This is a genomic window from Streptococcus mitis (assembly GCF_000960025.1).
GTDB classification, from domain to species: Bacteria; Bacillota; Bacilli; order Lactobacillales; family Streptococcaceae; genus Streptococcus; species Streptococcus mitis_DH.
On sequence record NZ_JYGQ01000001.1, the window covers coordinates 523,301 to 544,242 of the forward strand.

The 20,942-nt window shown below is 40.6% G+C and carries 23 protein-coding genes and 1 pseudogene; 19 read left to right on the forward strand and 5 right to left on the reverse strand.

Features of this window, described 5'->3' with window-relative positions; all coding sequences use genetic code 11:
- Nucleotides 1-19: 19 nt before the first annotated feature.
- The gene (locus TZ91_RS02795; RefSeq protein ID WP_033686660.1) at nucleotides 20-589 is read left to right on the forward strand and encodes a hypothetical protein; all 570 of its coding nucleotides are present in this window, start codon (nucleotides 20-22) and stop codon (nucleotides 587-589) included.
- A 35-nt stretch (nucleotides 590-624) separates the two neighbouring features.
- On the opposite strand, the gene pbp3 is transcribed toward TZ91_RS02795, so the two are convergent.
- A complete protein-coding gene (pbp3, locus tag TZ91_RS02800) occupies nucleotides 625-1,866 on the reverse strand; it encodes a D-alanyl-D-alanine carboxypeptidase PBP3 (RefSeq protein WP_033686659.1) in 1,242 nt (413 codons plus the stop codon).
- 102 nt (nucleotides 1,867-1,968) lie between these two features.
- Here pbp3 and TZ91_RS02805 point away from each other — a divergent pair, with 102 nt between their 5' ends.
- Both TZ91_RS02805 and tuf read left to right on the forward strand, forming a co-directional pair.
- Nucleotides 1,969-3,078: an AI-2E family transporter gene (locus tag TZ91_RS02805; RefSeq protein WP_045597041.1), complete on the forward strand. Its 1,110-nt coding sequence runs from the start codon at nucleotides 1,969-1,971 to the stop codon at nucleotides 3,076-3,078.
- Between the two features lie 206 nt (nucleotides 3,079-3,284).
- Nucleotides 3,285-4,481, forward strand: a complete 1,197-nt coding sequence (gene tuf / locus TZ91_RS02810) for an elongation factor Tu (protein WP_001040726.1) — start codon at nucleotides 3,285-3,287, stop codon at nucleotides 4,479-4,481.
- Between the two features lie 318 nt (nucleotides 4,482-4,799).
- Here tuf and TZ91_RS02815 read toward each other — a convergent pair whose 3' ends face one another.
- From TZ91_RS02815 to TZ91_RS02830, 3 genes are all read right to left on the reverse strand, one after another.
- A complete protein-coding gene (locus TZ91_RS02815; RefSeq protein WP_223330095.1) occupies nucleotides 4,800-5,180 on the reverse strand; it encodes a hypothetical protein in 381 nt (126 codons plus the stop codon).
- A gap of 535 nt (nucleotides 5,181-5,715) precedes the next feature.
- On the reverse strand, nucleotides 5,716-6,798 hold the full coding sequence (locus TZ91_RS02825; protein ID WP_033686658.1) for a DEAD/DEAH box helicase: 1,083 nt from the start codon (nucleotides 6,796-6,798) through the stop codon (nucleotides 5,716-5,718).
- Nucleotides 6,795-7,772, reverse strand: a complete 978-nt coding sequence (locus TZ91_RS02830) for a Gfo/Idh/MocA family protein (protein WP_033686657.1) — start codon at nucleotides 7,770-7,772, stop codon at nucleotides 6,795-6,797. Before TZ91_RS02830 ends, TZ91_RS02825 begins: the two co-directional genes overlap by 4 nt.
- Before the next feature lie 141 nt (nucleotides 7,773-7,913).
- On the opposite strand from TZ91_RS02830, the gene TZ91_RS02835 reads away from it, so the two are divergent.
- From TZ91_RS02835 to TZ91_RS02855, 5 genes are all read left to right on the forward strand, one after another.
- The gene (locus TZ91_RS02835; protein ID WP_080702838.1) at nucleotides 7,914-8,618 is read left to right on the forward strand and encodes a YoaK family protein; all 705 of its coding nucleotides are present in this window, start codon (nucleotides 7,914-7,916) and stop codon (nucleotides 8,616-8,618) included.
- A gap of 274 nt (nucleotides 8,619-8,892) precedes the next feature.
- On the forward strand, nucleotides 8,893-9,207 hold the full coding sequence (rplU, locus tag TZ91_RS02840) for a 50S ribosomal protein L21 (RefSeq protein WP_000109141.1): 315 nt from the start codon (nucleotides 8,893-8,895) through the stop codon (nucleotides 9,205-9,207).
- A gap of 15 nt (nucleotides 9,208-9,222) precedes the next feature.
- The gene (locus TZ91_RS02845) at nucleotides 9,223-9,567 is read left to right on the forward strand and encodes a ribosomal-processing cysteine protease Prp (protein ID WP_000613694.1); all 345 of its coding nucleotides are present in this window, start codon (nucleotides 9,223-9,225) and stop codon (nucleotides 9,565-9,567) included.
- A 16-nt stretch (nucleotides 9,568-9,583) separates the two neighbouring features.
- Nucleotides 9,584-9,877, forward strand: coding sequence for a 50S ribosomal protein L27 (gene rpmA / locus TZ91_RS02850; protein ID WP_000916509.1), 294 nt, complete (start codon nucleotides 9,584-9,586; stop codon nucleotides 9,875-9,877).
- 308 nt (nucleotides 9,878-10,185) lie between these two features.
- Nucleotides 10,186-10,596 (forward strand): DUF5301 domain-containing protein, encoded by a 411-nt coding sequence (locus tag TZ91_RS02855; RefSeq protein WP_033686655.1) that lies wholly within the window; start codon nucleotides 10,186-10,188, stop codon nucleotides 10,594-10,596.
- A 175-nt stretch (nucleotides 10,597-10,771) separates the two neighbouring features.
- On the opposite strand, the pseudogene TZ91_RS10585 reads toward TZ91_RS02855, so the two are convergent.
- Nucleotides 10,772-10,846, reverse strand: a pseudogene (locus tag TZ91_RS10585) (AraC family transcriptional regulator); the annotation flags it as partial.
- Between TZ91_RS10585 and TZ91_RS02860 the strand changes: the two are divergent.
- The 11 genes from TZ91_RS02860 (at nucleotide 10,839) to trmFO (ending at nucleotide 20,881) form a co-directional block, all read left to right on the forward strand.
- Complete coding sequence (locus tag TZ91_RS02860; protein ID WP_033686654.1) at nucleotides 10,839-11,747, forward strand: LysR family transcriptional regulator; 909 nt, start codon at nucleotides 10,839-10,841, stop codon at nucleotides 11,745-11,747. The pseudogene TZ91_RS10585 and the gene TZ91_RS02860 overlap by 8 nt on opposite strands.
- Nucleotides 11,744-12,205, forward strand: coding sequence for a signal peptidase II (gene lspA, locus TZ91_RS02865; protein WP_033686653.1), 462 nt, complete (start codon nucleotides 11,744-11,746; stop codon nucleotides 12,203-12,205). The genes TZ91_RS02860 and lspA overlap by 4 nt, the downstream gene beginning before the upstream one ends.
- Nucleotides 12,195-13,085, forward strand: coding sequence for an RluA family pseudouridine synthase (locus TZ91_RS02870; protein ID WP_033686652.1), 891 nt, complete (start codon nucleotides 12,195-12,197; stop codon nucleotides 13,083-13,085). Before lspA ends, TZ91_RS02870 begins: the two co-directional genes overlap by 11 nt.
- 109 nt (nucleotides 13,086-13,194) lie before the next feature.
- Nucleotides 13,195-14,304, forward strand: a complete 1,110-nt coding sequence (proB, locus tag TZ91_RS02875; RefSeq protein WP_033686651.1) for a glutamate 5-kinase — start codon at nucleotides 13,195-13,197, stop codon at nucleotides 14,302-14,304.
- Nucleotides 14,305-14,313: 9 nt separating this feature from the next.
- Nucleotides 14,314-15,576 (forward strand): glutamate-5-semialdehyde dehydrogenase, encoded by a 1,263-nt coding sequence (locus tag TZ91_RS02880; RefSeq protein ID WP_033686650.1) that lies wholly within the window; start codon nucleotides 14,314-14,316, stop codon nucleotides 15,574-15,576.
- A gap of 3 nt (nucleotides 15,577-15,579) precedes the next feature.
- Nucleotides 15,580-16,377 carry a pyrroline-5-carboxylate reductase gene (gene proC / locus TZ91_RS02885; RefSeq protein ID WP_033686649.1) on the forward strand — a complete coding sequence of 266 codons (798 nt, stop codon included), beginning with the start codon at nucleotides 15,580-15,582 and terminating at the stop codon, nucleotides 16,375-16,377.
- Nucleotides 16,378-16,596: 219 nt separating this feature from the next.
- Nucleotides 16,597-17,235, forward strand: a complete 639-nt coding sequence (gene tmk, locus TZ91_RS02890) for a dTMP kinase (protein ID WP_033686648.1) — start codon at nucleotides 16,597-16,599, stop codon at nucleotides 17,233-17,235.
- Nucleotides 17,232-18,122, forward strand: coding sequence for a DNA polymerase III subunit delta' (locus TZ91_RS02895; protein WP_045597042.1), 891 nt, complete (start codon nucleotides 17,232-17,234; stop codon nucleotides 18,120-18,122). Before tmk ends, TZ91_RS02895 begins: the two co-directional genes overlap by 4 nt.
- A 39-nt stretch (nucleotides 18,123-18,161) precedes the next feature.
- The gene (gene yabA / locus TZ91_RS02900) at nucleotides 18,162-18,479 is read left to right on the forward strand and encodes a DNA replication initiation control protein YabA (RefSeq protein WP_000358228.1); all 318 of its coding nucleotides are present in this window, start codon (nucleotides 18,162-18,164) and stop codon (nucleotides 18,477-18,479) included.
- A 2-nt stretch (nucleotides 18,480-18,481) separates the two neighbouring features.
- Nucleotides 18,482-19,360: a 16S rRNA (cytidine(1402)-2'-O)-methyltransferase gene (gene rsmI / locus TZ91_RS02905; RefSeq protein WP_033686647.1), complete on the forward strand. Its 879-nt coding sequence runs from the start codon at nucleotides 18,482-18,484 to the stop codon at nucleotides 19,358-19,360.
- A 186-nt stretch (nucleotides 19,361-19,546) separates the two neighbouring features.
- Nucleotides 19,547-20,881 carry a methylenetetrahydrofolate--tRNA-(uracil(54)-C(5))-methyltransferase (FADH(2)-oxidizing) TrmFO gene (trmFO, locus tag TZ91_RS02910; RefSeq protein WP_033686646.1) on the forward strand — a complete coding sequence of 445 codons (1,335 nt, stop codon included), beginning with the start codon at nucleotides 19,547-19,549 and terminating at the stop codon, nucleotides 20,879-20,881.
- Nucleotides 20,882-20,942: the final 61 nt, after the last annotated feature.

Genomic DNA, 20,942 nt, shown 5'->3' on the forward strand with positions numbered 1-20,942 from the left:
ATCCAAAAAGGAGAAGCAAATGGGATTCTTAAAAAAATTATTTGGTAATGTTGAAAAAGCGAATAAAGGTGAAATTCCTGCCGAGGAAATTGTTCCACCGTTTACAAATGATTTAGCAGAAGAAGCAGATGATTATTGGAGACAAACGGAAGAGCTTCTTTTGATAAACGCTGTAAAAGCTGTTGGTGGTCCTGAGGCAGTAGAACGTGCTTTTGTTCTTGCTAATTTTAAGGATAATCAAGAAACCTTTGAGCTCTTTTATCAAATAAACGGTCAGCTCCTTTCGTTTAAAGAGATGGATGAAAGTATTGTCGCTAAGATTAGCAATCAACTACTTCCTCAAGCACAAGAGGTAGCTCGAGCAGTAAATGAGAATTACGAAGAAGCGAAGGTTTCAGTCATTGAATACGCAATGCTTCAGTTTGAAACTGCAACCATGGCTTGGTTTGGTCGGAAGCTGACAACAGCTTCTCCAGAAGCACAACTGACTTTTGAAGAATTGGTATCTGGTTGGCATGCTATTTTGGAACAAGAAATTCCAAATCGTCCTTTAGATAGTGACCGTCCGTTTCCGTATTATGAAATTTAAAAAACAAAAAAATCGCGGTTTAAAATCGCGATTTTTTATAATTTTTCATTGATGAAGCGGATAAACTGATTCCACCAAACTTTTAAGAAGAAGGCTTTTTCAACTTTCTTTTCTGCTACCATTTCAAAACTAGGACGTTCTGTAGTAATGTAACCTTGACCAATCAAGTCATTGTCTTCATAAGTCAAATGTCCAACGACTGTTCCGGCTTCAAGTGGTGCTGGGATTGCCTTAGAATCAGGTGTGAATTGAATAGATTGGGAAGCTTGACCTCCAACACGTTCAATTAGAGTGATATCATCTTTGGCCACAGCAGTGACGGTATCTTCTTTTCCATCTTGTACAGGGGCTTTGCTATCTTGATAAGCATCACCTTTTTGAACGATTTTGCGAAGTGTGAATGTAGAAGAGATATAATCCATTAGTGAAGAAGTAGCTGTGAAGCGAGCGTAAGGATTATTGTCTTGATGATCCGCATTCAAAACAACTGTGATAACCCTCATCCCTTTTTCGACAGTAGTACCAACAAAAGATTCTCCAGCTTTGTCTGTTGTTCCTGTCTTAAGTCCGTCAAAACCACCGCGATAAGCAGGCATACCTTCTAACATGTAGTTTGTAGAAGTGATTGTCATTCCAGCAAAAGTAGAAGAAGGTTTTTTCGTGATTTCCAAGACTTGTGGGTATTTTTTGATGAGGTTACGGGCAACGATGGCAACATCATAAGCACTGAGTTTATTTTCCTCATCTTTTTTAGAACCTGGGTAAATGTTATCCCCTAGAGTTTCATTGTTAAGACCCGTCGTATTGACAACAGTGGCATCCTGAATGCCCCATTCCAAGAGCTTTGCCCGCATCATATCGACGAAATCTTTTTCTGAGCCAGCAATTTTTTCAGCTAACGCAATAGCTGCACTGTTAGCACTGGATACTAGGGTTGCTTCCAGTAGTTGTTCGACGGTATAATTACGAGCCTCCATAGGAACGTTACTCGCTTCAGAATTTGTCGTTAATTTGTATGGATAATCAGAGATATCTACCGGAGTTGATAGTGTAATACTGCCGTTTTCCAAGGCTTCATAGACAAGATAAACAGTAATCAATTTTGTGATTGAAGCAATTTCAACTGGCTGGGTTGCATCTTTCTCATAGAGAATTTTACCAGTATTTGCCTCAACGGCAATTGCATGTTTAGCAGCAATATTAAAATCTTGAGCAGCAACAGTAGATGCTGAGCCAATAACGGAAAGGCTTAAAAGAGTTAAAATTATTTTTTTCATAGTAAGTTTATTCTATCATAAAGAAAAAAATATTCCCAGTTTCATGATATAAGAAAGAAGCTTTTTTGAAAGTGTGGTAAAATAGATGAATGGAGGTACCTCATGTTTCGTAAGAATAAATTATTTTTTTGGACCAGTGAGATTTTACTATTAACCATCATCTTTTATTTATGGAGAGAGATGGGAGCGATTATTACACCTTTTGTAAGCGTCGCAAACACTATAATGATTCCCTTTCTTTTAGGTGGTTTTTTATATTATTTGACCAATCCTATTGTAAATTTTTTACAAAAGTATTTCAAAATTAACCGTATCATTGGTATTCTACTGACCTTGTGCGCCTTGGTCTGGGGTCTAGTCATTGGGGTAGTCTATCTCTTACCGATTTTGATTAATCAGTTGACAAGTTTGATAGCAACAAGTCAGACAATCTACAGTCGTCTGCAAGATTTGATTATCGATTTATCCACTTATCCAGCCTTTCAAAATTTAGATATTCAAGCGACTATTCAACAGTTAAATCTCTCCTATGTAGATATTCTACAAAATATTCTAAATAGTGTTACCAATAGTGTTGGAAGTGTCCTATCTGCGCTCTTTAGTACTGTTTTGATTATTATCATGACCCCTGTATTTTTAATTTATTTTTTGTTAGATGGTCACAAATTCTTGCCGATGCTTGAGCGTACTGTTTTAAAGCGAGATAAGTTACATATTACAGGTCTTTTAAAAAATTTGAATGCTACAATCGCTCGCTATATTAGTGGAGTTGCCATTGATGCGATTATTATTGGCTGTTTGGCCTTTATCGGATATAGTGTAATCGGTTTGAAATACGCTTTGGTTTTCGCTATCTTTTCAGGATTAGCCAATCTCATTCCTTATGTAGGACCAAGTATTGGTCTGATTCCGATGATTATCGCCAATGTCTTTACTGATCCCCATAGAATGCTGATTGCAGTTGTTTATATGCTGATTATTCAACAAGTGGATGGAAATATTCTTTACCCTCGAATCGTTGGTGGTGTGATGAAGGTTCATCCAATTACGATTTTAGTATTACTTTTGTTATCAAGTAATATCTATGGTGTCATTGGTATGATTGTCGCAGTACCAACCTATTCTATCTTAAAAGAAATTTCTAAGTTTTTATCACGCTTGTATGAAAATCATAAAATAATGAAAGAACGAGAAAGAGAATTAGCTAAGTAAAAGTCAGGAAATTCCTGATTTTTCTTTTTCATTAAAGAAGTGATAGGAGTAGAATTACCGTTTAGATTAGCAGATTAAGAATAATTCACAAAAACTTTGTAAAACACTTGCAATTTAGCTGAAATTTGATAAAATAGTAAGGAAAGTTAGACTGTATTGCCTACTGTCTATCTATAAAATATATTTTATTGGAGGCTTTTACTCAAATGGCAAAAGAAAAATACGATCGTAGTAAACCACACGTTAACATTGGTACTATCGGACACGTTGACCACGGTAAAACTACTTTGACAGCAGCTATCACAACTGTTTTGGCACGTCGCTTGCCTTCATCAGTTAACCAACCTAAAGACTATGCGTCTATCGATGCTGCTCCAGAAGAACGCGAACGCGGTATCACTATCAACACTGCGCACGTTGAGTACGAAACTGAAAAACGTCACTACGCTCACATCGACGCTCCAGGACACGCGGACTACGTTAAAAACATGATCACTGGTGCCGCTCAAATGGACGGAGCTATCCTTGTAGTAGCTTCAACTGACGGACCAATGCCACAAACTCGTGAGCACATCCTTCTTTCACGTCAGGTTGGTGTTAAACACCTTATCGTCTTCATGAACAAAGTTGACTTGGTTGACGACGAAGAATTGCTTGAATTGGTTGAAATGGAAATCCGTGACCTATTGTCAGAATACGACTTCCCAGGTGACGATCTTCCAGTTATCCAAGGTTCAGCTCTTAAAGCCCTTGAAGGTGACACTAAATACGAAGACATCGTTATGGAATTGATGAACACAGTTGATGAGTACATCCCAGAACCAGAACGTGACACTGACAAACCATTGCTTCTTCCAGTCGAAGACGTATTCTCAATCACTGGACGTGGTACAGTTGCTTCAGGACGTATCGACCGTGGTATCGTTAAAGTCAACGACGAGATCGAAATCGTTGGTATCAAAGAAGAAACTCAAAAAGCAGTTGTTACTGGTGTTGAAATGTTCCGTAAACAACTTGACGAAGGTCTTGCCGGAGATAACGTAGGTGTACTTCTTCGTGGTGTTCAACGTGACGAAATCGAACGTGGACAAGTTATCGCTAAACCAGGTTCAATCAACCCACACACTAAATTCAAAGGTGAAGTTTACATCCTTACTAAAGAAGAAGGTGGACGTCACACTCCATTCTTCAACAACTACCGTCCACAATTCTACTTCCGTACTACTGACGTTACAGGTTCAATCGAACTTCCAGCAGGTACTGAAATGGTAATGCCTGGTGATAACGTGACAATCGACGTTGAGTTGATCCACCCAATCGCCGTAGAACAAGGTACTACATTCTCTATCCGTGAGGGTGGACGTACTGTTGGTTCAGGTATGGTTACAGAAATCGAAGCTTAATTCGATTTAGTTCCCAGAAGAACAATTATTTAAGTCAGACACTAAAAGAATCTTGCTTTGCAAGGTTCTTTTTTTAAAAAAATAAAAAGATAGACCTGATAAAGTCCAGATCCATCTAATAAGTTATTTTCAAGTGACTAGTTCGCTCCAAACACTAACATTCGATATAGTAGAGGTTTCACCAGCTGGAACCCATTTGTTAGTTCCTAAGTATCTAACTTCTAGTTTACGAACATTTACTATGTAAGATGCTTTTAGCCTGATGTAACCATAAGTGTAGGGTGGTACGTTATGGGATACTGAGTGATTTAAACTAAGTCAAAATCCAGACTCAGGAGCAGAAAAGCTAACAGCTGCACTTAAAGTTAGGGTAGCTCCAGCTTTTCCACCATAAGCAGTTGAACTTAGAGATCCTGATGTAGCGCTGCTCTTATAAGAGTGAGAGGAGCTAGTTCTATAGTCTGCAACACCAGTTGCATTAGAACGAGTCTGATACGTAGATTTAGACTCTAAATAGGCGTCTCTAAGTTCAGTCGTATAAAATGACAATAACTCTCCTGTGTTGATATCTTTTACAACACGATTAGATACAATTTCATAATTTGTGCAAGGATAGACATCAGCAAAAACCGTAGATGTTGTGACTAAGAAAAATAGATTTGATAGAACAGAGAAAAACAATAATTTCAATTTAATCATAAAAAAATGTCTATTCTTCATGATCAAAAGATTATTTTTTCAATCCTTTGAAAGTCATAATGCAACCCGAAAGGATACTGAGAGTTCCTATAGGTCTCCAATATAGCTGCCAAAAGAATAAATTTATTCTTCCTTTCAGTGTCTCATCGGGTCCAGCATAATAGGGGTTGATGTGAAATAATAAAAAACCAAAACATAAAACTATGATTCCGGTTAAGAATAAAATGTCCTTATTTACTTTCCTCATAAAATCTCCTTTTATTTAATTTTAAGCGTTTTCTATTATTAGTATACGTCAAAAAAATAAAAAAACAAGTCTATTTATTTATTAATTTATATGGTATAATAAAATAGTTGGAGAGTTTTTTTACTACGAATCTTATGTAGTTTTACAAAAAAGAGGCTAGATAAAAACTCAATTTTAGGAGAAAATGAAGTAAAATTTCCCACAATAAAACGCATAATATCAAGGTTCAATACCTGATATTATGCGTTTTTGATTTTAAAGACTTTTTGCCCAGCCTCAATGAGGGCTTTATTTTACATAGAGTTCTTGATTTTTTAGGACAATTTCTCGTACACTTGCAAACTTCTTAAGTTTTTTGATTTCTTCTGGATGAGTGACGAGAGTGATAACGTAACCTTCCTTGCCCATACGACCAGTACGGCCAGCACGGTGAGTGTAGGTTTCGCTATCTCTAGGAACATCAAAGTTTACGACACATTCGAGGCTATCGATATCAATTCCACGAGCCAGAAGGTCTGTTGCGAGAAGTAGGGTTAGTTGCTTGTCTTTAAACTTTTCTAAGATGACTTTTCTGAACTTGACATTGACATCACTAGCGAGGGAAACAGCCAAGATATCCCGATACTGTAGTTTTTCTTCTGCACTTCCAAGGTCTGATAGGCTGTTAAAGAAGACAAGACCTCGGAAATCCTCTACATGAGCCAGTTTTCGTAGCATATCCACTCGGTGACGTTGATCTACCTGCATGTAGAAGTGCTGGATGTTGTCCAATTTTTGGTCAGAGAGATCAATGGTACGTGTGTTAGGCGCAATCTTCTTTTGGTCAAACTTGGTTGTCGCACTCATATAGACAAGTTGGTGGTCACGAGGTGCGTAGTGAGTAATTTTCTCGACAAAGTGTATCTGAGAATCATCTAGTAATTGGTCGAATTCATCCAGGATGATGGTTTCCACATTCATCATCTTGATTTTTTTCAATTTAATCAGTTCAAAGATACGGCCAGGGGTTCCAATCAGAATTTCTGGTCCTTTTTTGAGTCGTTCAATTTGACGTTTTTGACTCGAACCTGATAAGAAGAGTTGGGTAGTTAAGCAGATAGCTTCAGCCCACGTTTTACATACATCAAAAATCTGTCCAGCAAGCTCAGTATTTGGTGCTAGAATCAAGAGTTGTTGGGCTTTTTTCTTTTGTAGTCTGAGAAGACTTGGTAGAAGGTAAGCTAGGGTCTTACCAGTTCCTGTTGGGCTCACTCCTAGGAGGTTTTCTCCAGCAAGAAGGGGCTCAAATAGTTGAGTTTGAATGGGAGTGAATTCTTGGAAACCGAGTTGGTCACTCAGTTCTTGCCATTCAGTCGGTAGTTTGTTTTTCATTTTTCTGCCTCAAATCTAATGCCAGCAGTCTGGCGCATGGTAAATAGTAGTTCATGAACAAAACTTGCATCTTCCAACCAAGTTTGGTAGAGATTCAGATCTGGTTGCTGGATCATGTGTGCAAATGCAGCAACTTCCTCAGTCATTGTATGAGGAGCCTGTTGGATAGGGAGTTGGATTTGATTGCCTTGGTGGTCGGTAAAAATAGCCGAGCTGACATGTTCGATGGTGTTGAGCGTCAGGGTTCCATCTGTCGTATAAATTTCGCAAGGGAGATTGGAAGTGATGTTTTTCCCAGCCTTGATGTGAACTTGAAAGTCTGGGTAGAAGAGAATTCCGTCACCATTTAGGTCCATGCTATTGTCAAGCTGTTGAGCTTGATAGGTTGCATCCTTAGCTTTTCCAAAGAGACGAACGACAGCGTAGAGAGGATAAATCCCCAAATCCATAAGCGCTCCACCAGCAAAACGGTCTGAGAAGACATTTGGTGATTCCCCAGTCAACAAGTTAGGCATTTTAGAAGAATACTTGGCATAGTTGAGATCTGCTCCCAACACATGCTTGTCTGCTAAAAAGTTTTTGATGATAGTGAAAGCTTTTTCATGGTAGTTCCGTGCCGCTTCGAATATAAAACAGTGATTTTTCTTAGCTGTATGTCTCAAATCTAGCCATTCATGTGGCTGAGTGACAGCTGGCTTTTCAAGAATGACATGCTTACCAGCAGACAAGGCAGCCTTGGCTTGAACAAAATGCAAGGAGTTTGGGCTAGCAATATAGACCACATTAAAGGAGTTCTTGAAGAAGTCCTCTACTTTATCAAAGAGTTGGATATTCTGGTAGCGAGAAGCAAAGGTTGCTGCAGTTTCTAGTTTTCTAGAATAGACTGCGACCAGCTTGTATTCTCCACTGGAATGGGCTGCTTCTATGAAGTGGTGGCTGATAGCCCCTGTTCCTATGACACCTAATTTAAGCATAGTTACTCCTTTTCCGATTTCAAATCCTTCTTTCATTATAACATAGATAGACGGGACTATCCAACAGAGGGTAAAAAATTTCAAATAAGCTACTAGGCCTTTTTCAAAGAAAGTGGTACAATAATGAGATGAGTAAATGAAATGGGAGGGAAAATGAGGTTATTACCTATAAGAAAAATATCACGTCAGTCTAAGAGGCTAGCGCTTTTTTTGACTTTTTGTGCAGGTTATGTAGATGCCTATACGTTTATTGTGCGAGGGAACACTCTTGTAGCTGGACAAACTGGGAATGTAGTCTTTCTATCCGTGGGGCTCATTCAACACAATGTTTCAGATGCTAGTGCCAAAGTAATGACCTTGCTAGCTTTTATGATGGGGGTCTTTTTACTAACGATTTATAAGGAAAAATTGAGAATTGTGAAAAAGCCCATTCTGTCACTGATTCCTTTGGCAATCTTATCAATCATTATTGGTTTTGTACCGCAAACTGTAGATAATATCTATCTAGTACCGCCTTTGGCCTTTTGTATGGGCCTGGTGACAACTGCTTTTGGAGAAGTGTCGGGTATTGCCTACAATAATGCCTTTATGACAGGGAATATCAAACGAACAATGCTAGCTTTTGGAGATTATTTTCGGACCAAGCACACTCCTTTTTTACGTGAAGGGATTATCTTTGTTAGCCTGCTTAGTAGTTTTGTCCTTGGCGTTGTCTTTTCAGCTTATTTGACGATTTTCTATCATGAAAAGACCATTCTTGGTGTTCCAATTATGATGAGTATTTTTTACCTCAGCATGCTTTTAGCCTCTTGGCAGAAAAAAGTAAAAGAAAAAGCTTCATTTTAGGTGTTATTACTTGTAAGAAAATAGGAGATATGCTATACTTGAAGAGTTGACTATGCACGTTCCTGTGCAACCGCACGAACATCGTTGCTCGTCGTATAACAAATTTAAACTTCGTCATTGTCGCCTTGCCTAACATAAGTTATGCCTTCGGCTCAATTCCTAGTTTATTCTTTGTTATACTTAGAGCTCTTCTTTTAAGTGGTTCGTCCCACGATGCTAGGCGAGTCTTCACAAAAAATTCGGGGAAACCCATAAAAATCATAGGAGGTGCATAATGAGCACATACGCAATTATCAAAACTGGCGGAAAACAAGTTAAAGTTGAAGTTGGTCAAGCAGTTTACGTTGAAAAATTGAACGTTGAAGCTGGTCAAGAAGTTACTTTTAACGAAGTTGTTCTTGTTGGTGGTGAAAACACTGTTGTCGGAACTCCACTTGTTGCTGGAGCTACTGTAGTTGGAACTGTTGAAAAACAAGGAAAACAAAAGAAAGTTGTTACTTACAAGTACAAACCTAAAAAAGGTAGCCACCGTAAACAAGGTCACCGTCAACCATATACAAAAGTTGTCATCAACGCAATCAACGCTTAATTTTAAGGAGAACACATGATACAAGCAGTCTTTGAGAGAGCCGAAGATGGCGAGCTGAGGAGTGCGGAAATTACTGGACACGCCGAGAGTGGCGAATACGGCTTTGATGTCGTGTGTGCATCGGTTTCTACGCTTGCCATTAACTTTATCAATTCCATTGAAAAATTTGCAGGCTATGAACCAATCCTAGAATTAAACGAAGATGAAGGTGGCTATCTGATGGTTGAAATTCCAAAAGATCTTCCTTCACACCAGAGAGAAATGACCCAGTTATTCTTTGAATCATTTTTCTTAGGTATGGCAAACTTATCGGAGAACTCTTCAGAGTTCGTCCAAACCAGAGTTATCACAGAAAACTAACACGGAGGAAAACATTATGTTAAAAATGACTCTTAACAACTTGCAACTTTTCGCCCACAAAAAAGGTGGAGGTTCTACATCAAACGGACGTGATTCACAAGCGAAACGTCTTGGAGCTAAAGCAGCTGACGGACAAACTGTAACAGGTGGATCAATCCTTTACCGTCAACGTGGTACACACATCTACCCAGGTGTAAACGTTGGACGTGGTGGAGACGATACTTTGTTCGCTAAAGTTGAAGGCGTAGTACGCTTTGAACGTAAAGGACGCGATAAAAAACAAGTTTCTGTTTACCCAATCGCTAAATAAAAAGGTCCAGTGAACCTTTTTATCCCGAGCCTTGAAATATAAAGGCGAGGAAGCTAGAAGTAGCATAAACTAAGGCTTTCCGAGTTTTCGGGGAGCCTATTTTTTTGTTTTGATACCCATATTTTAAAAACCAATGTAAGAAGCGAATTTGTCGGCTACTTCATTTTACAATCATAAAATAGTTGAATGTAAAACTTTTACAGGAACAATTTTTATAAGGGAATAAGATATTGTAAAAATTGCTAAGATTTGATATAATAATTTTATCTAAGTAAGCTAGCAGAAATATGGAAAGGATGTAAACCTGTATGAAAAAAATTATCACTATAATAGTCTGTTCAATCTCTTTTCTTGTTTTATCTGCTTGTGTCAGTAAGAAAAAACTTGTTCTTCCTGAACCTGAAACGATCTCTGTAATTTCCCTGCAGAAAAAAATCTCTGAAGATATTAAAACTATAACCAAGAGAGAAGAAATCTCAAAATTGATTGACGAGATACAGAAGCAGTCCACCTCCACAACTTTAGAAAGTTTAAATGGTCAACCGACAAATGTTAAAGATTACATCATTATCAAATTCTCTCATCAGAATGAAGAAAATGATAGTGTAGCCTATCTATATACTATGAAAGAAAAACAATATATTGAACAACCCTATGTTGGGATTTGGGAGGTAAGTCCAGATATAGCGAATAGGGTTGAAGAAGCTTATTCTAGTTGATTTATAGAATAAAAGAAATTTTTAGAGAGTTTTCTTGTATCATGTTTTAAACGGTAAATCAACAAGATTTGCTGTTTTTATTTGTTTGAAATAAAATGAGGACTGAAAAAAGATATCATTCTAATTCTTGTATTGGGGTATTAGAGTATTCGCTTAGACTTGAAAATTTCCAGACTTTTTTCCTTTTTGGAAAACTTCTAAAATATGGTATAATGAAAAGATAAAGAAGTTGGGGGTAGAAGATGAACATTCAACAATTACGCTATGTTGTGGCTATTGCGAATAGCGGTACTTTTCGTGAAGCTGCTGAAAAGATGTATGTTAGTCAGCCGAGTCTGTCTATTTCTGTTCGTGATTTGGAAAAAGAGTTGGGCTTTAAGATTTTCCGTCGGACCAGCTCAGGGACTTTCTTGACTCGTCGTGGTATGGAATTTTATGAAAAAGCGCAAGAATTGGTTAAAGGATTTGATATTTTTCAAAATCAGTATGCCAATCCTGAGGAAGAAAAGGATGAATTTTCCATTGCTAGTCAGCACTATGACTTCTTGCCACCAACCATTACGGCCTTTTCAGAGCGCTATCCTGATTATAAGAACTTTCGTATTTTTGAATCAACTACTGTTCAAATTTTAGATGAAGTAGCGCAAGGGCATAGTGAGATTGGGATTATCTACCTCAACAATCAAAATAAAAAAGGTATTATGCAACGGGTTGAAAAGCTAGGTCTGGAGGTCATTGAATTGATTTCCTTCTATACCCACATTTATCTCCGCGAGGGGCATCCTTTGGCTCAGAAAGAGGAATTGGTTATGGAGGATTTAGCTGATCTACCAACGGTTCGTTTCACTCAAGAGAAAGATGAGTACCTTTATTATTCAGAGAACTTTGTTGATACCAGTGCGAGCTCGCAGATGTTCAATGTGACAGACCGTGCTACTTTGAATGGTATTTTGGAGCGGACGGACGCTTATGCAACAGGTTCCGGATTTTTAGATAGTGACAGTGTCAATGGGATTACAGTCATTCGTCTCAAGGATAACCTAGATAATCGCATGGTCTATGTTAAACGTGAAGAAGTGGAGCTGAGTCAAGCTGGGACTCTCTTTGTAGAAGTCATGCAAGAATATTTTAATCAGAAGAGGAAATCATGAAAAAAAGAGGAATAGTGGCAGTCATTGTACTGCTTTTGATTGCGCTGGATCAGTTAGTTAAATCCTATATCGTCCAACAGATTCCACTGGGTGAAGTGCGTTCTTGGATTCCCAATTTTGTTAGCTTGACCTACTTGCAAAATCGAGGGGCAGCCTTTTCTATCTTACAAGATCAGCAGTTGTTATTTGCTATCATTACTCTGGTCGTCGTGGTAGGTGCCATTTGGTATCTACATAAACACATGGAGGACTCATTCTGGATGGTCTTGGGTTTGACCTTGATTATCGCAGGTGGTCTTGGAAACTTTATTGACAGGGTAAGTCAGGGCTTTGTTGTGGATATGTTTCACTTGGACTTTATCAATTTTGCAATTTTCAATGTGGCAGATAGCTATCTGACTGTTGGAGTGATTATTTTATTGATTGCAATGCTAAAAGAGGAAATAAATGGAAATTAAAATTGAAACTGGTGGCCTGCGTTTAGATAAGGCTTTGTCGGATTTGACAGAATTATCACGTAATCTCGCGAATGAACAAATCAAATCAGGACAGGTCTTGGTTAATGGTCAAGTCAAGAAAGCTAAATACACAGTTCAAGAGGGTGATATCGTCACTTACCATGTACCAGAGCCGGAGGTCTTAGAGTATGTGGCTGAGAATCTTCCGCTAGATATCATCTACCAAGATGAGGATGTGGCCGTCGTTAACAAACCTCAGGGGATGGTGGTGCATCCGAGTGCTGGTCATACTAGTGGAACTCTAGTAAATGCCCTTATGTATCATATTAAGGACTTGTCGGGTATCAATGGGGTTCTACGCCCAGGAATTGTTCATCGTATTGATAAGGATACGTCTGGCCTTCTCATGATTGCTAAAAACGATGAGGCGCATCTAGCACTTGCCCAAGAACTCAAGGATAAAAAGTCTCTCCGCAAATATTGGGCTATTGTTCATGGAAATCTGCCTAATGATCGTGGTGTGATTGAAGCTCCGATTGGCCGTAGTGAAAAAGACCGTAAGAAACAGGCTGTGACTGCTAAAGGGAAGCCTGCAGTGACCCGTTTCCACGTCTTGGAACGTTTTGGTGATTACAGCTTGGTAGAGTTGCAGCTAGAGACAGGACGCACTCATCAAATCCGTGTTCACATGGCTTATATTGGCCATCCAGTCGCTGGTGATGAGGTCTATGGTCCTCGCAAGACTTTGAAAGGACATGGACAATTTCTCCATGCCAAGACTCTAGGCTTTACCCATCCGAGAACAGGTGAGACCATGGAATTTACAGCAGATATCCCAGAGATTTTTAAGGAAACATTGGAGAGATTGAGAAAGAATTAGACGTGATAAAAGGTTGAGATGACTTGTCTCGACCTTTTTCCTATCAACTCTTTTCTATTTCCTGCCATTCATGTTATAATGGATAAATATGAAGAATCGGAGTGAGACTATGAAATACAAACGGATTGTCTTTAAGGTGGGGACTTCTTCTCTGACGAATGAGGATGGAAGTTTATCGCGTAGTAAGGTAAAGGCTATTACCCAGCAGTTGGCTATGTTGCACGAGGCTGGTCATGAATTGATTTTGGTGTCGTCAGGTGCCATTGCAGCTGGTTTTGGGGCCTTAGGATTTAAAAAGCGTCCGACTAAGATTGCTGATAAACAGGCTTCAGCAGCAGTAGGGCAAGGGCTTTTGTTGGAAGAATATACGACCAATCTTCTCTTGCGCCAAATCGTTTCTGCACAAATCTTGCTGACCCAGGATGACTTTGTTGATAAGCGTCGTTATAAAAATGCCCATCAGGCTTTGTCAGTTTTACTCAACCGTGGCGCTATTCCTATAATCAATGAGAATGACAGTGTCGTGATTGATGAGCTAAAGGTTGGGGACAATGATACTCTAAGTGCTCAGGTAGCAGCCATGGTCCAAGCAGACCTTTTGGTCCTCTTGACAGACGTAGACGGTCTATATACAGGAAATCCTAATTCAGATCCAACAGCCAAACGCTTGGAGAAAATCGAGACCATCAATCGTGAGATTATTGATATGGCCGGTGGAGCAGGTTCGTCTAATGGTACAGGGGGCATGTTAACCAAAATCAAAGCAGCGACTATTGCGACGGAATCAGGAGTTCCTGTTTATATCTGCTCATCCTTGAAGGCAGATGCCATGATTGAAGCAGCTGAGGAAACCGAGGATGGTTCCTACTTTGTTGCCCAAGAGAAGGGGCTTCGTACCCAGAAACAATGGCTGGCCTTTTATGCTCAGAGCCAAGGTTCTATTTGGGTAGATAAAGGGGCTGCAGAAGCTCTCTCTCAACATGGCAAGAGTCTCCTTTTATCTGGTATTGTTGAAGCAGAAGGAGCCTTTTCTTACGGTGATATCGTGACAGTATTTGACAAGGAAAGTGGAAAATCACTTGGAAAAGGACGCGTGCAATTTGGAGCATCTGCTTTGGAGGATATGTTGCGTTCTCAAAAAGCCAAGGGTGTCTTGATTCATCGCGATGACTGGATTTCCATTACTCCTGAAATCCAACTACTCTTTACAGAATTTTAGAGGTAAACTATGGTAAGTACACAAGAACAATTTGAACAGGTACAGGCTGTTAAAAAATCGATCAACACAGCTAGTGAAGAGGTAAAAAACCAAGCCTTGCTAGCCATGGCTGATCACTTATTAGCAGCTACTGAGGAGATTTTAGCGGCAAATGCCCTTGATATGGAATCGGCTAAGGGTAAAATATCAGATGTAATGCTGGATCGTCTTTATTTGGATGCAGGGCGTATAGAAGCTATGGCAACTGGGATTCGTGAAGTGGTTGCTTTACCAGATCCAATTGGTGAAGTTTTAGAAACAAGTCAGCTTGCAAATGGCTTAGTGATTACCAAAAAACGTGTGGCTATGGGTGTTATCGGTATTATCTATGAAAGTCGTCCAAATGTGACGTCAGACGCAGCTGCTCTGGCTATCAAGAGTGGAAATGCGGTTGTTCTTCGTAGTGGTAAGGACGCCTATCAAACAGCCCATGCCATTGTCACAGCCTTGAAGAAGGGCTTGGAGACGACTACCATTCATCCAGATGTGATTCAACTGGTGGAAGATACCAGCCGTGAAAGTAGCTATGCCATGATGAAGGCCAAGGGCTATCTAGACCTTCTCATTCCTCGTGGAGGGGCTGGCTTGATTAATGCGGTGGTTGAGAATGCTATCGTACCTGTTATCGAGACAGGGACTGGTATTGTCCATGTCTATGTGGATAAGGATGCAGATGAAGATAAGGCTCTGTCTATCATCAACAATGCCAAAACCAGTCGTCCTTCTGTCTGCAATGCCATGGAGGTTCTACTTGTTCATGAAGACAAGGCAGCAGATTTCCTTCCTCGCTTGGAGCAAGTTCTAGTTGCAGAGCGTAAAGAAGCTGGGTTGGAACCAATTCAATTCCGCTTGGATAGCAAATCAAGCCAGTTTGTTTCAGGTCACGCAGCTGAAGCACAAGACTTTGACACCGAGTTTTTAGACTATGTATTAGCTGTTAAGGTTGTGAGCAGTTTAGAAGAAGCTGTTGCCCATATTGAGGCTCACAGTACCCATCATTCGGATGCCATTGTGACGGAAAATGCTGAAGCTGCGGCTTACTTTACAGATCAAGTGGACTCTGCCGCTGTCTATGTCAATGCTTCGACTCGTTTCACAGATGGAGGCCAATTTGGTCTTGGTTGTGAAATGGGGATTTCAACTCAGAAATTGCACGCGCGTGGTCCAATGGGCTTGAAGGAGTTGACCAGCTACAAGTATGTGGTTACGGGTGACGGACAGATAAGGGAGTAAGAGATGAAGATTGGATTTATCGGTTTGGGGAATATGGGTGCTAGCTTGGCTAAGGCTGTTTTGCAGACCAAGACGGGTGATGACCTTCTCCTTGCCAATCGTAGTCAAGCCAAGGTAGATGCTTTCATTTCTGACTTTGGCGGTCAAGCTTCCAGCAACGAAGAAATCTTTGCAGAAGCAGATGTGATTTTTCTAGGAGTAAAGCCTGCACAGTTCTCAGACTTGCTTTCTCAATATCAGGCTATCCTTGAAAAACGAGAAAGTCTTCTTTTGATTTCTATGGCAGCTGGATTGACCTTGGAAAAACTCGCTAGTCTTCTTCCAAGTCAGCACAGAATTATTCGTATGATGCCAAATACCCCTGCTTCTATCGGACAAGGAGTGATTAGTTATGCCTTGTCTCCTAATTGCAGGGCTGAGGACAGTGAGCTATTTTGTCAGCTTTTAACCAAGGCTGGCCTCTTGGTTGAACTTGGGGAAGGCTTAATCGACGCGGCGACAGGTCTTGCAGGCTGTGGGCCGGCTTTTGTCTATCTCTTTATTGAGGCCTTGGCAGATGCGGGCGTTCAGACGGGATTGCCAAGAGAAACGGCATTGAAAATGGCTGCTCAAACTGTGGTAGGAGCTGGGCAATTGGTCCTTGAAAGTCAGCAACATCCTGGGGTCTTGAAAGACCAAGTTTGTAGCCCGGGCGGTTCGACTATAGCTGGTGTAGCAAGCCTAGAAGCACATGCTTTTCGAGGAACAGTCATGGAGGCAGTTGGTCAAGCTTATAAACGAACACAAGAACTAGGTAAATAAGAGGTGGATTTGTCTGCCTCTTTTATGGTGGTTGATACTCTTCGAAAATCAAATTCAAACTGCGTCAGCTTCACCTTGCCGTACTCAAGTACAGCCTGCGGCTAGCTTCCTAGTTTGCTCTTTGATTTTCATTGAGTATGAAATGAGAAGACAAAAAGATTGTCACAAACCCCCATTTTTTTGATAGAATAGAAGTAGAAAAAAAGAAATGAGTTAGACATGTCAAAAGGATTTTTAGTCTCTCTTGAGGGACCAGAGGGAGCAGGAAAGACCAGTGTTTTAGAGGCTCTGCTCCCAATTTTAGATGAAAAAGGGGTAGAGGTGCTGACGACCCGTGAACCTGGCGGAGTCTTGATTGGGGAGAAGATTCGGGAAGTAATTTTGGATCCAAGTCATACTCAGATGGATGCGAAGACAGAGTTGCTTCTTTATATTGCTAGTCGCAGACAGCACTTGGTGGAAAAAGTTCTCCCTGCCCTTGAAGCCGGCAAGTTGGTCATTATGGATCGCTTCATCGATAGTTCTGTTGCCTATCAGGGATTTGGTCGTGGCTTGGATATTGACGCCATTGATTGGCTCAATCAGTTTGCGACAGACGGCCTTAAACCCGATTTGACACTCTATTTTGACATCGAGGTGGAAGAAGGACTGGCTCGTATTGCTGCTAATAGCAATCGCGAGATCAATCGTTTGGACTTGGAAGGGTTGGACTTGCATAAAAAAGTCCGTAAAGGCTATCTTTCTCTCCTGGAAAAAGAAGGGAATCGCATTGTCAGGATTGATGCGAGCCTTCCATTGGAGGAGGTTGTGGAAACCACCAAGGCTGTCTTGTTTGATAGAATGGGATTAGCTAAATGAAACAAGATCAACTAAAGGCCTGGCAGCCAGATCAGTTTGACCGCTTTGTCCGTATCCTAGAACAAAATCAGCTCAATCACGCCTATCTCTTTTCAGGTTTCTTTGGAAGCTTGGAAATGGCGCACTTTTTGGCTAAGAGCCTCTTTTGTACAGATAAAGTAGGTGTTTTACCATGTGAGAAATGCCGAAATTGTAAGCTGATTGAACAGGGAGAGTTTCCAGATGTCACTTTGATTAAGCCAGTCAATCAGGTCATTAAGACAGAACGCATTCGGGAATTGGTGGGACAGTTTTCTCAAGCAGGGATTGAAAGCCAGCAGCAGGTCTTTATTATCGAGCAAGCTGAGAAAATGCATCCTAATGCAGCCAATTCTCTGCTCAAGGTCATCGAAGAACCCCAGAGTGAGGTTTATATTTTCTTCTTGACCAGCGATGAGGAAAAGATCTTACCAACAATCCGCAGTCGGACGCAAATTTTTCACTTTAAAAAACAAGAAGAAAAACTCATCCATCAATTAGAACAAGCAGGTCTGGTCAAGAAAAAAGCAACTCTTTTAGCCCAGTTTAGTCAATCGCGAGCTGAAGCAGAAAAGTTAGCCAATCAGGCAAGTTTTTGGACCTTGGTTGATGAAAGTGAACGCCTGCTGACTTGGTTAGTGGCTAAGAAAAAAGAAAGTTATCTGCAGGTTGCTAAATTAGCCAACTTGGCAGATGACAAGGAAAAACAAGATCAGGTTTTACGGATTCTTGAAGTTCTCTGTGGACAAGATATCCTACAAGCAAGAGTAAGAGTGATTTTACAAGATTTGCTAGAAGCTAGAAAAATGTGGCAGGCTAATGTCAGCTTTCAAAATGTCATGGAATATCTGGTCTTGAAAGAAATATAAACTCAAAAATGAACGATAAAGAAAGGAAAGGGCTGTTTTATGGACAAAAAAGAATTATTTGACGCGCTGGATGATTTTTCCCAACAGTTATTGGTAACCTTGGCTGATGTGGAAGCCATCAAGAAAAATCTCAAGAGCCTGGTAGAGGAAAATACAGCTCTTCGCTTGGAAAATAGTAAGTTGCGCGAACGCTTGGGTGAGGTGGAAGCAGATGCTCCTGTCAAGGCTAAGCATGTTCGTGAAAGTGTCCGTCGCATTTACCGTGATGGGTTTCACGTTTGTAATGATTTTTATGGACAACGTCGAGAGCAGGACGAGGAATGTATGTTCTGTGACGAGTTGTTATACAGGGAGTAGGCATGCAAATTCAAAAAAGTTTTAAGGGGCAGTCTCCCTACGGCAAGCTGTATCTAGTGGCAACGCCGATTGGCAATTTAGATGATATGACCTTTCGAGCTATCCAGACCTTGAAAGAAGTGGACTGGATTGCTGCTGAGGACACGCGCAATACAGGTCTATTGCTCAAGCATTTTGACATTTCTAGCAAACAGATTAGTTTTTATGAGCACAATGCCAAGGAAAAAATTCCTGATTTGATTGGTTTCCTGAAAGCAGGACAAAGTATTGCTCAGGTCTCTGATGCAGGTTTGCCTAGCATCTCAGACCCTGGTCATGATTTGGTTAAGGCTGCTATTGAGGAAGATATTGCTATTGTGACTGTTCCAGGTGCCTCTGCAGGGATTTCTGCCTTGATTGCCAGTGGTTTAGCGCCACAGCCACATATCTTTTATGGTTTTTTACCGAGAAAATCAGGCCAGCAAAAGCAATTTTTCGACTCGAAAAAAGACTATCCTGAAACTCAGATTTTCTATGAATCGCCCCATCGTGTGACAGATACGTTGGAAAATATGCTAGAAGTCTACGGTGACCGCTCGGTCGTCTTGGTCAGGGAATTGACTAAAATCTATGAAGAATACCAAAGAGGAAAGATCTCTGAATTGCTGGAAAGCATCTCTGAAACGCCACTTAAGGGAGAATGCCTTCTTATCGTTGAAGGTGCCAGTCAGGATGTAGAAGAAAAAGACGAGGAAGACTTGTTCTTAGAAATCCAAACTCGTATCCAGCAAGGCATGAAGAAAAATCAAGCTATCAAGGAAGTAGCTAAGTTTTACCAGTGGAATAAAAGCCAGCTTTACGCAGCCTACCACGACTGGGAAGAAAATCAAGAAAATGACTAAACAGGGAAGTTTGCCTTCTTCCCTTTTTTTGTTATACTAGTAGAAGAAAAAAATAGAAAGATTTGTGGGAGTGAAAAAGTCCGGGGGACTTTTTCAGCCTGAGCCAAGAAATTCGAAAACTCTTAAGTTTGATTGGCTTTTTCAATGTGAACCTTGTCTTCACACTCCCAAAGAGGTATTAGTGTCGTGTCTCAATCTTATATCAATGTTATCGGTGCTGGTTTGGCAGGTTCTGAAGCTGCCTACCAAATTGCAGAGCGTGGTATTCCAGTTAAACTTTATGAAATGCGTGGTGTCAAGTCAACACCCCAGCACAAAACAGCCAATTTTGCAGAGTTGGTTTGTTCCAATTCTCTTCGTGGGGATGCTTTGACAAATGCTGTCGGGCTTCTCAAGGAAGAAATGCGTCGCTTGGGTTCTGTTATTTTGGAATCTGCTGAGGCTACACGTGTTCCCGCTGGAGGAGCACTTGCGGTGGACCGTGATGGTTTCTCCCAAATGGTGACCGAAAAAGTGGCCAACCACCCCTTGATTGAAGTGGTTCGTGATGAAATTACAGAATTGCCGACAGATGTTATTACAGTTGTGGCGACTGGTCCCTTGACTAGTGATGCCCTGGCTGAAAAGATTCATGCCCTTAATGATGGCGATGGCTTCTATTTCTACGATGCGGCAGCGCCGATTATCGATGTCAACACTATCGATATGAGCAAGGTTTATCTCAAATCTCGTTATGATAAGGGAGAAGCCGCTTATCTCAACGCGCCCATGACCAAGCAAGAGTTTATGGATTTCCATGAAGCCTTGGTCAATGCGGAAGAAGCTCCGCTTAATTCTTTCGAAAAAGAAAAGTACTTTGAAGGCTGTATGCCTATCGAAGTCATGGCCAAACGAGGTATTAAAACTATGCTTTATGGTCCTATGAAACCAGTGGGGCTTGAGTATCCGGACGACTACACAGGACCTCGTGATGGAGAATTCAAAACCCCTTATGCGGTTGTGCAACTTCGTCAGGATAATGCGGCTGGTAGCCTCTACAATATTGTTGGTTTCCAGACCCACCTCAAATGGGGAGAACAAAAGCGTGTTTTCCAAATGATTCCAGGACTTGAAAATGCTGAGTTTGTTCGTTATGGTGTTATGCACCGCAATTCTTACATGGATTCACCACATCTTCTTGAACAGACTTACCGTTCTAAGAAACAACCAAATCTCTTCTTTGCTGGTCAGATGACGGGTGTGGAAGGCTATGTTGAATCAGCAGCATCAGGCTTGGTTGCGGGTATTAACGCGGCTCGTCTCTTCAAGGGTGAAAGTGAAGCAATCTTCCCAGAGACCACAGCGATTGGAAGTCTAGCTCATTACATCACCCATGCAGACAGCAAACATTTCCAACCAATGAATGTCAATTTTGGAATTATCAAAGAGTTGGAAGGCGAGCGTATCCGTGATAAGAAGGCTCGTTATGAAAAAATTGCAGAGCGTGCCCTTGCCGATTTAGAGGAATTTTTAACAGTCTAATTTTTTTCAAAGAATTGCTCATGATACTATAAAAATCTTAGAAATTGTGATAAAATAGGTA

Excerpts from the sequence above, each read along its gene's own strand:
- tuf (WP_001040726.1), top strand. The coding sequence starts at position 3,285 with ATGGCAAAAGAAAAATACGATCGTAGTAAACCACACGTTAACATTGGT.
- pbp3 (WP_033686659.1), bottom strand. The coding sequence starts at position 1,866 with ATGAAAAAAATAATTTTAACTCTTTTAAGCCTTTCCGTTATTGGCTCA.
- TZ91_RS02855 (WP_033686655.1), top strand. The coding sequence starts at position 10,186 with ATGAAAAAAATTATCACTATAATAGTCTGTTCAATCTCTTTTCTTGTT.
- TZ91_RS02795 (WP_033686660.1), top strand. The coding sequence starts at position 20 with ATGGGATTCTTAAAAAAATTATTTGGTAATGTTGAAAAAGCGAATAAA.
- TZ91_RS02825 (WP_033686658.1), bottom strand. The coding sequence starts at position 6,798 with ATGAAAAACAAACTACCGACTGAATGGCAAGAACTGAGTGACCAACTC.
- proB (WP_033686651.1), top strand. The coding sequence starts at position 13,195 with ATGAAATACAAACGGATTGTCTTTAAGGTGGGGACTTCTTCTCTGACG.
- TZ91_RS02805 (WP_045597041.1), top strand. The coding sequence starts at position 1,969 with ATGTTTCGTAAGAATAAATTATTTTTTTGGACCAGTGAGATTTTACTA.
- TZ91_RS02870 (WP_033686652.1), top strand. The coding sequence starts at position 12,195 with ATGGAAATTAAAATTGAAACTGGTGGCCTGCGTTTAGATAAGGCTTTG.
- rplU (WP_000109141.1), top strand. The coding sequence starts at position 8,893 with ATGAGCACATACGCAATTATCAAAACTGGCGGAAAACAAGTTAAAGTT.
- proC (WP_033686649.1), top strand. The coding sequence starts at position 15,580 with ATGAAGATTGGATTTATCGGTTTGGGGAATATGGGTGCTAGCTTGGCT.
- TZ91_RS02815 (WP_223330095.1), bottom strand. The coding sequence starts at position 5,180 with ATGATTAAATTGAAATTATTGTTTTTCTCTGTTCTATCAAATCTATTT.
- yabA (WP_000358228.1), top strand. The coding sequence starts at position 18,162 with ATGGACAAAAAAGAATTATTTGACGCGCTGGATGATTTTTCCCAACAG.
- TZ91_RS02860 (WP_033686654.1), top strand. The coding sequence starts at position 10,839 with ATGAACATTCAACAATTACGCTATGTTGTGGCTATTGCGAATAGCGGT.
- TZ91_RS02845 (WP_000613694.1), top strand. The coding sequence starts at position 9,223 with ATGATACAAGCAGTCTTTGAGAGAGCCGAAGATGGCGAGCTGAGGAGT.
- TZ91_RS02835 (WP_080702838.1), top strand. The coding sequence starts at position 7,914 with ATGGGAGGGAAAATGAGGTTATTACCTATAAGAAAAATATCACGTCAG.
- TZ91_RS02895 (WP_045597042.1), top strand. The coding sequence starts at position 17,232 with ATGAAACAAGATCAACTAAAGGCCTGGCAGCCAGATCAGTTTGACCGC.
- lspA (WP_033686653.1), top strand. The coding sequence starts at position 11,744 with ATGAAAAAAAGAGGAATAGTGGCAGTCATTGTACTGCTTTTGATTGCG.
- rsmI (WP_033686647.1), top strand. The coding sequence starts at position 18,482 with ATGCAAATTCAAAAAAGTTTTAAGGGGCAGTCTCCCTACGGCAAGCTG.
- rpmA (WP_000916509.1), top strand. The coding sequence starts at position 9,584 with ATGTTAAAAATGACTCTTAACAACTTGCAACTTTTCGCCCACAAAAAA.
- TZ91_RS02880 (WP_033686650.1), top strand. The coding sequence starts at position 14,314 with ATGGTAAGTACACAAGAACAATTTGAACAGGTACAGGCTGTTAAAAAA.
- TZ91_RS02830 (WP_033686657.1), bottom strand. The coding sequence starts at position 7,772 with ATGCTTAAATTAGGTGTCATAGGAACAGGGGCTATCAGCCACCACTTC.
- tmk (WP_033686648.1), top strand. The coding sequence starts at position 16,597 with ATGTCAAAAGGATTTTTAGTCTCTCTTGAGGGACCAGAGGGAGCAGGA.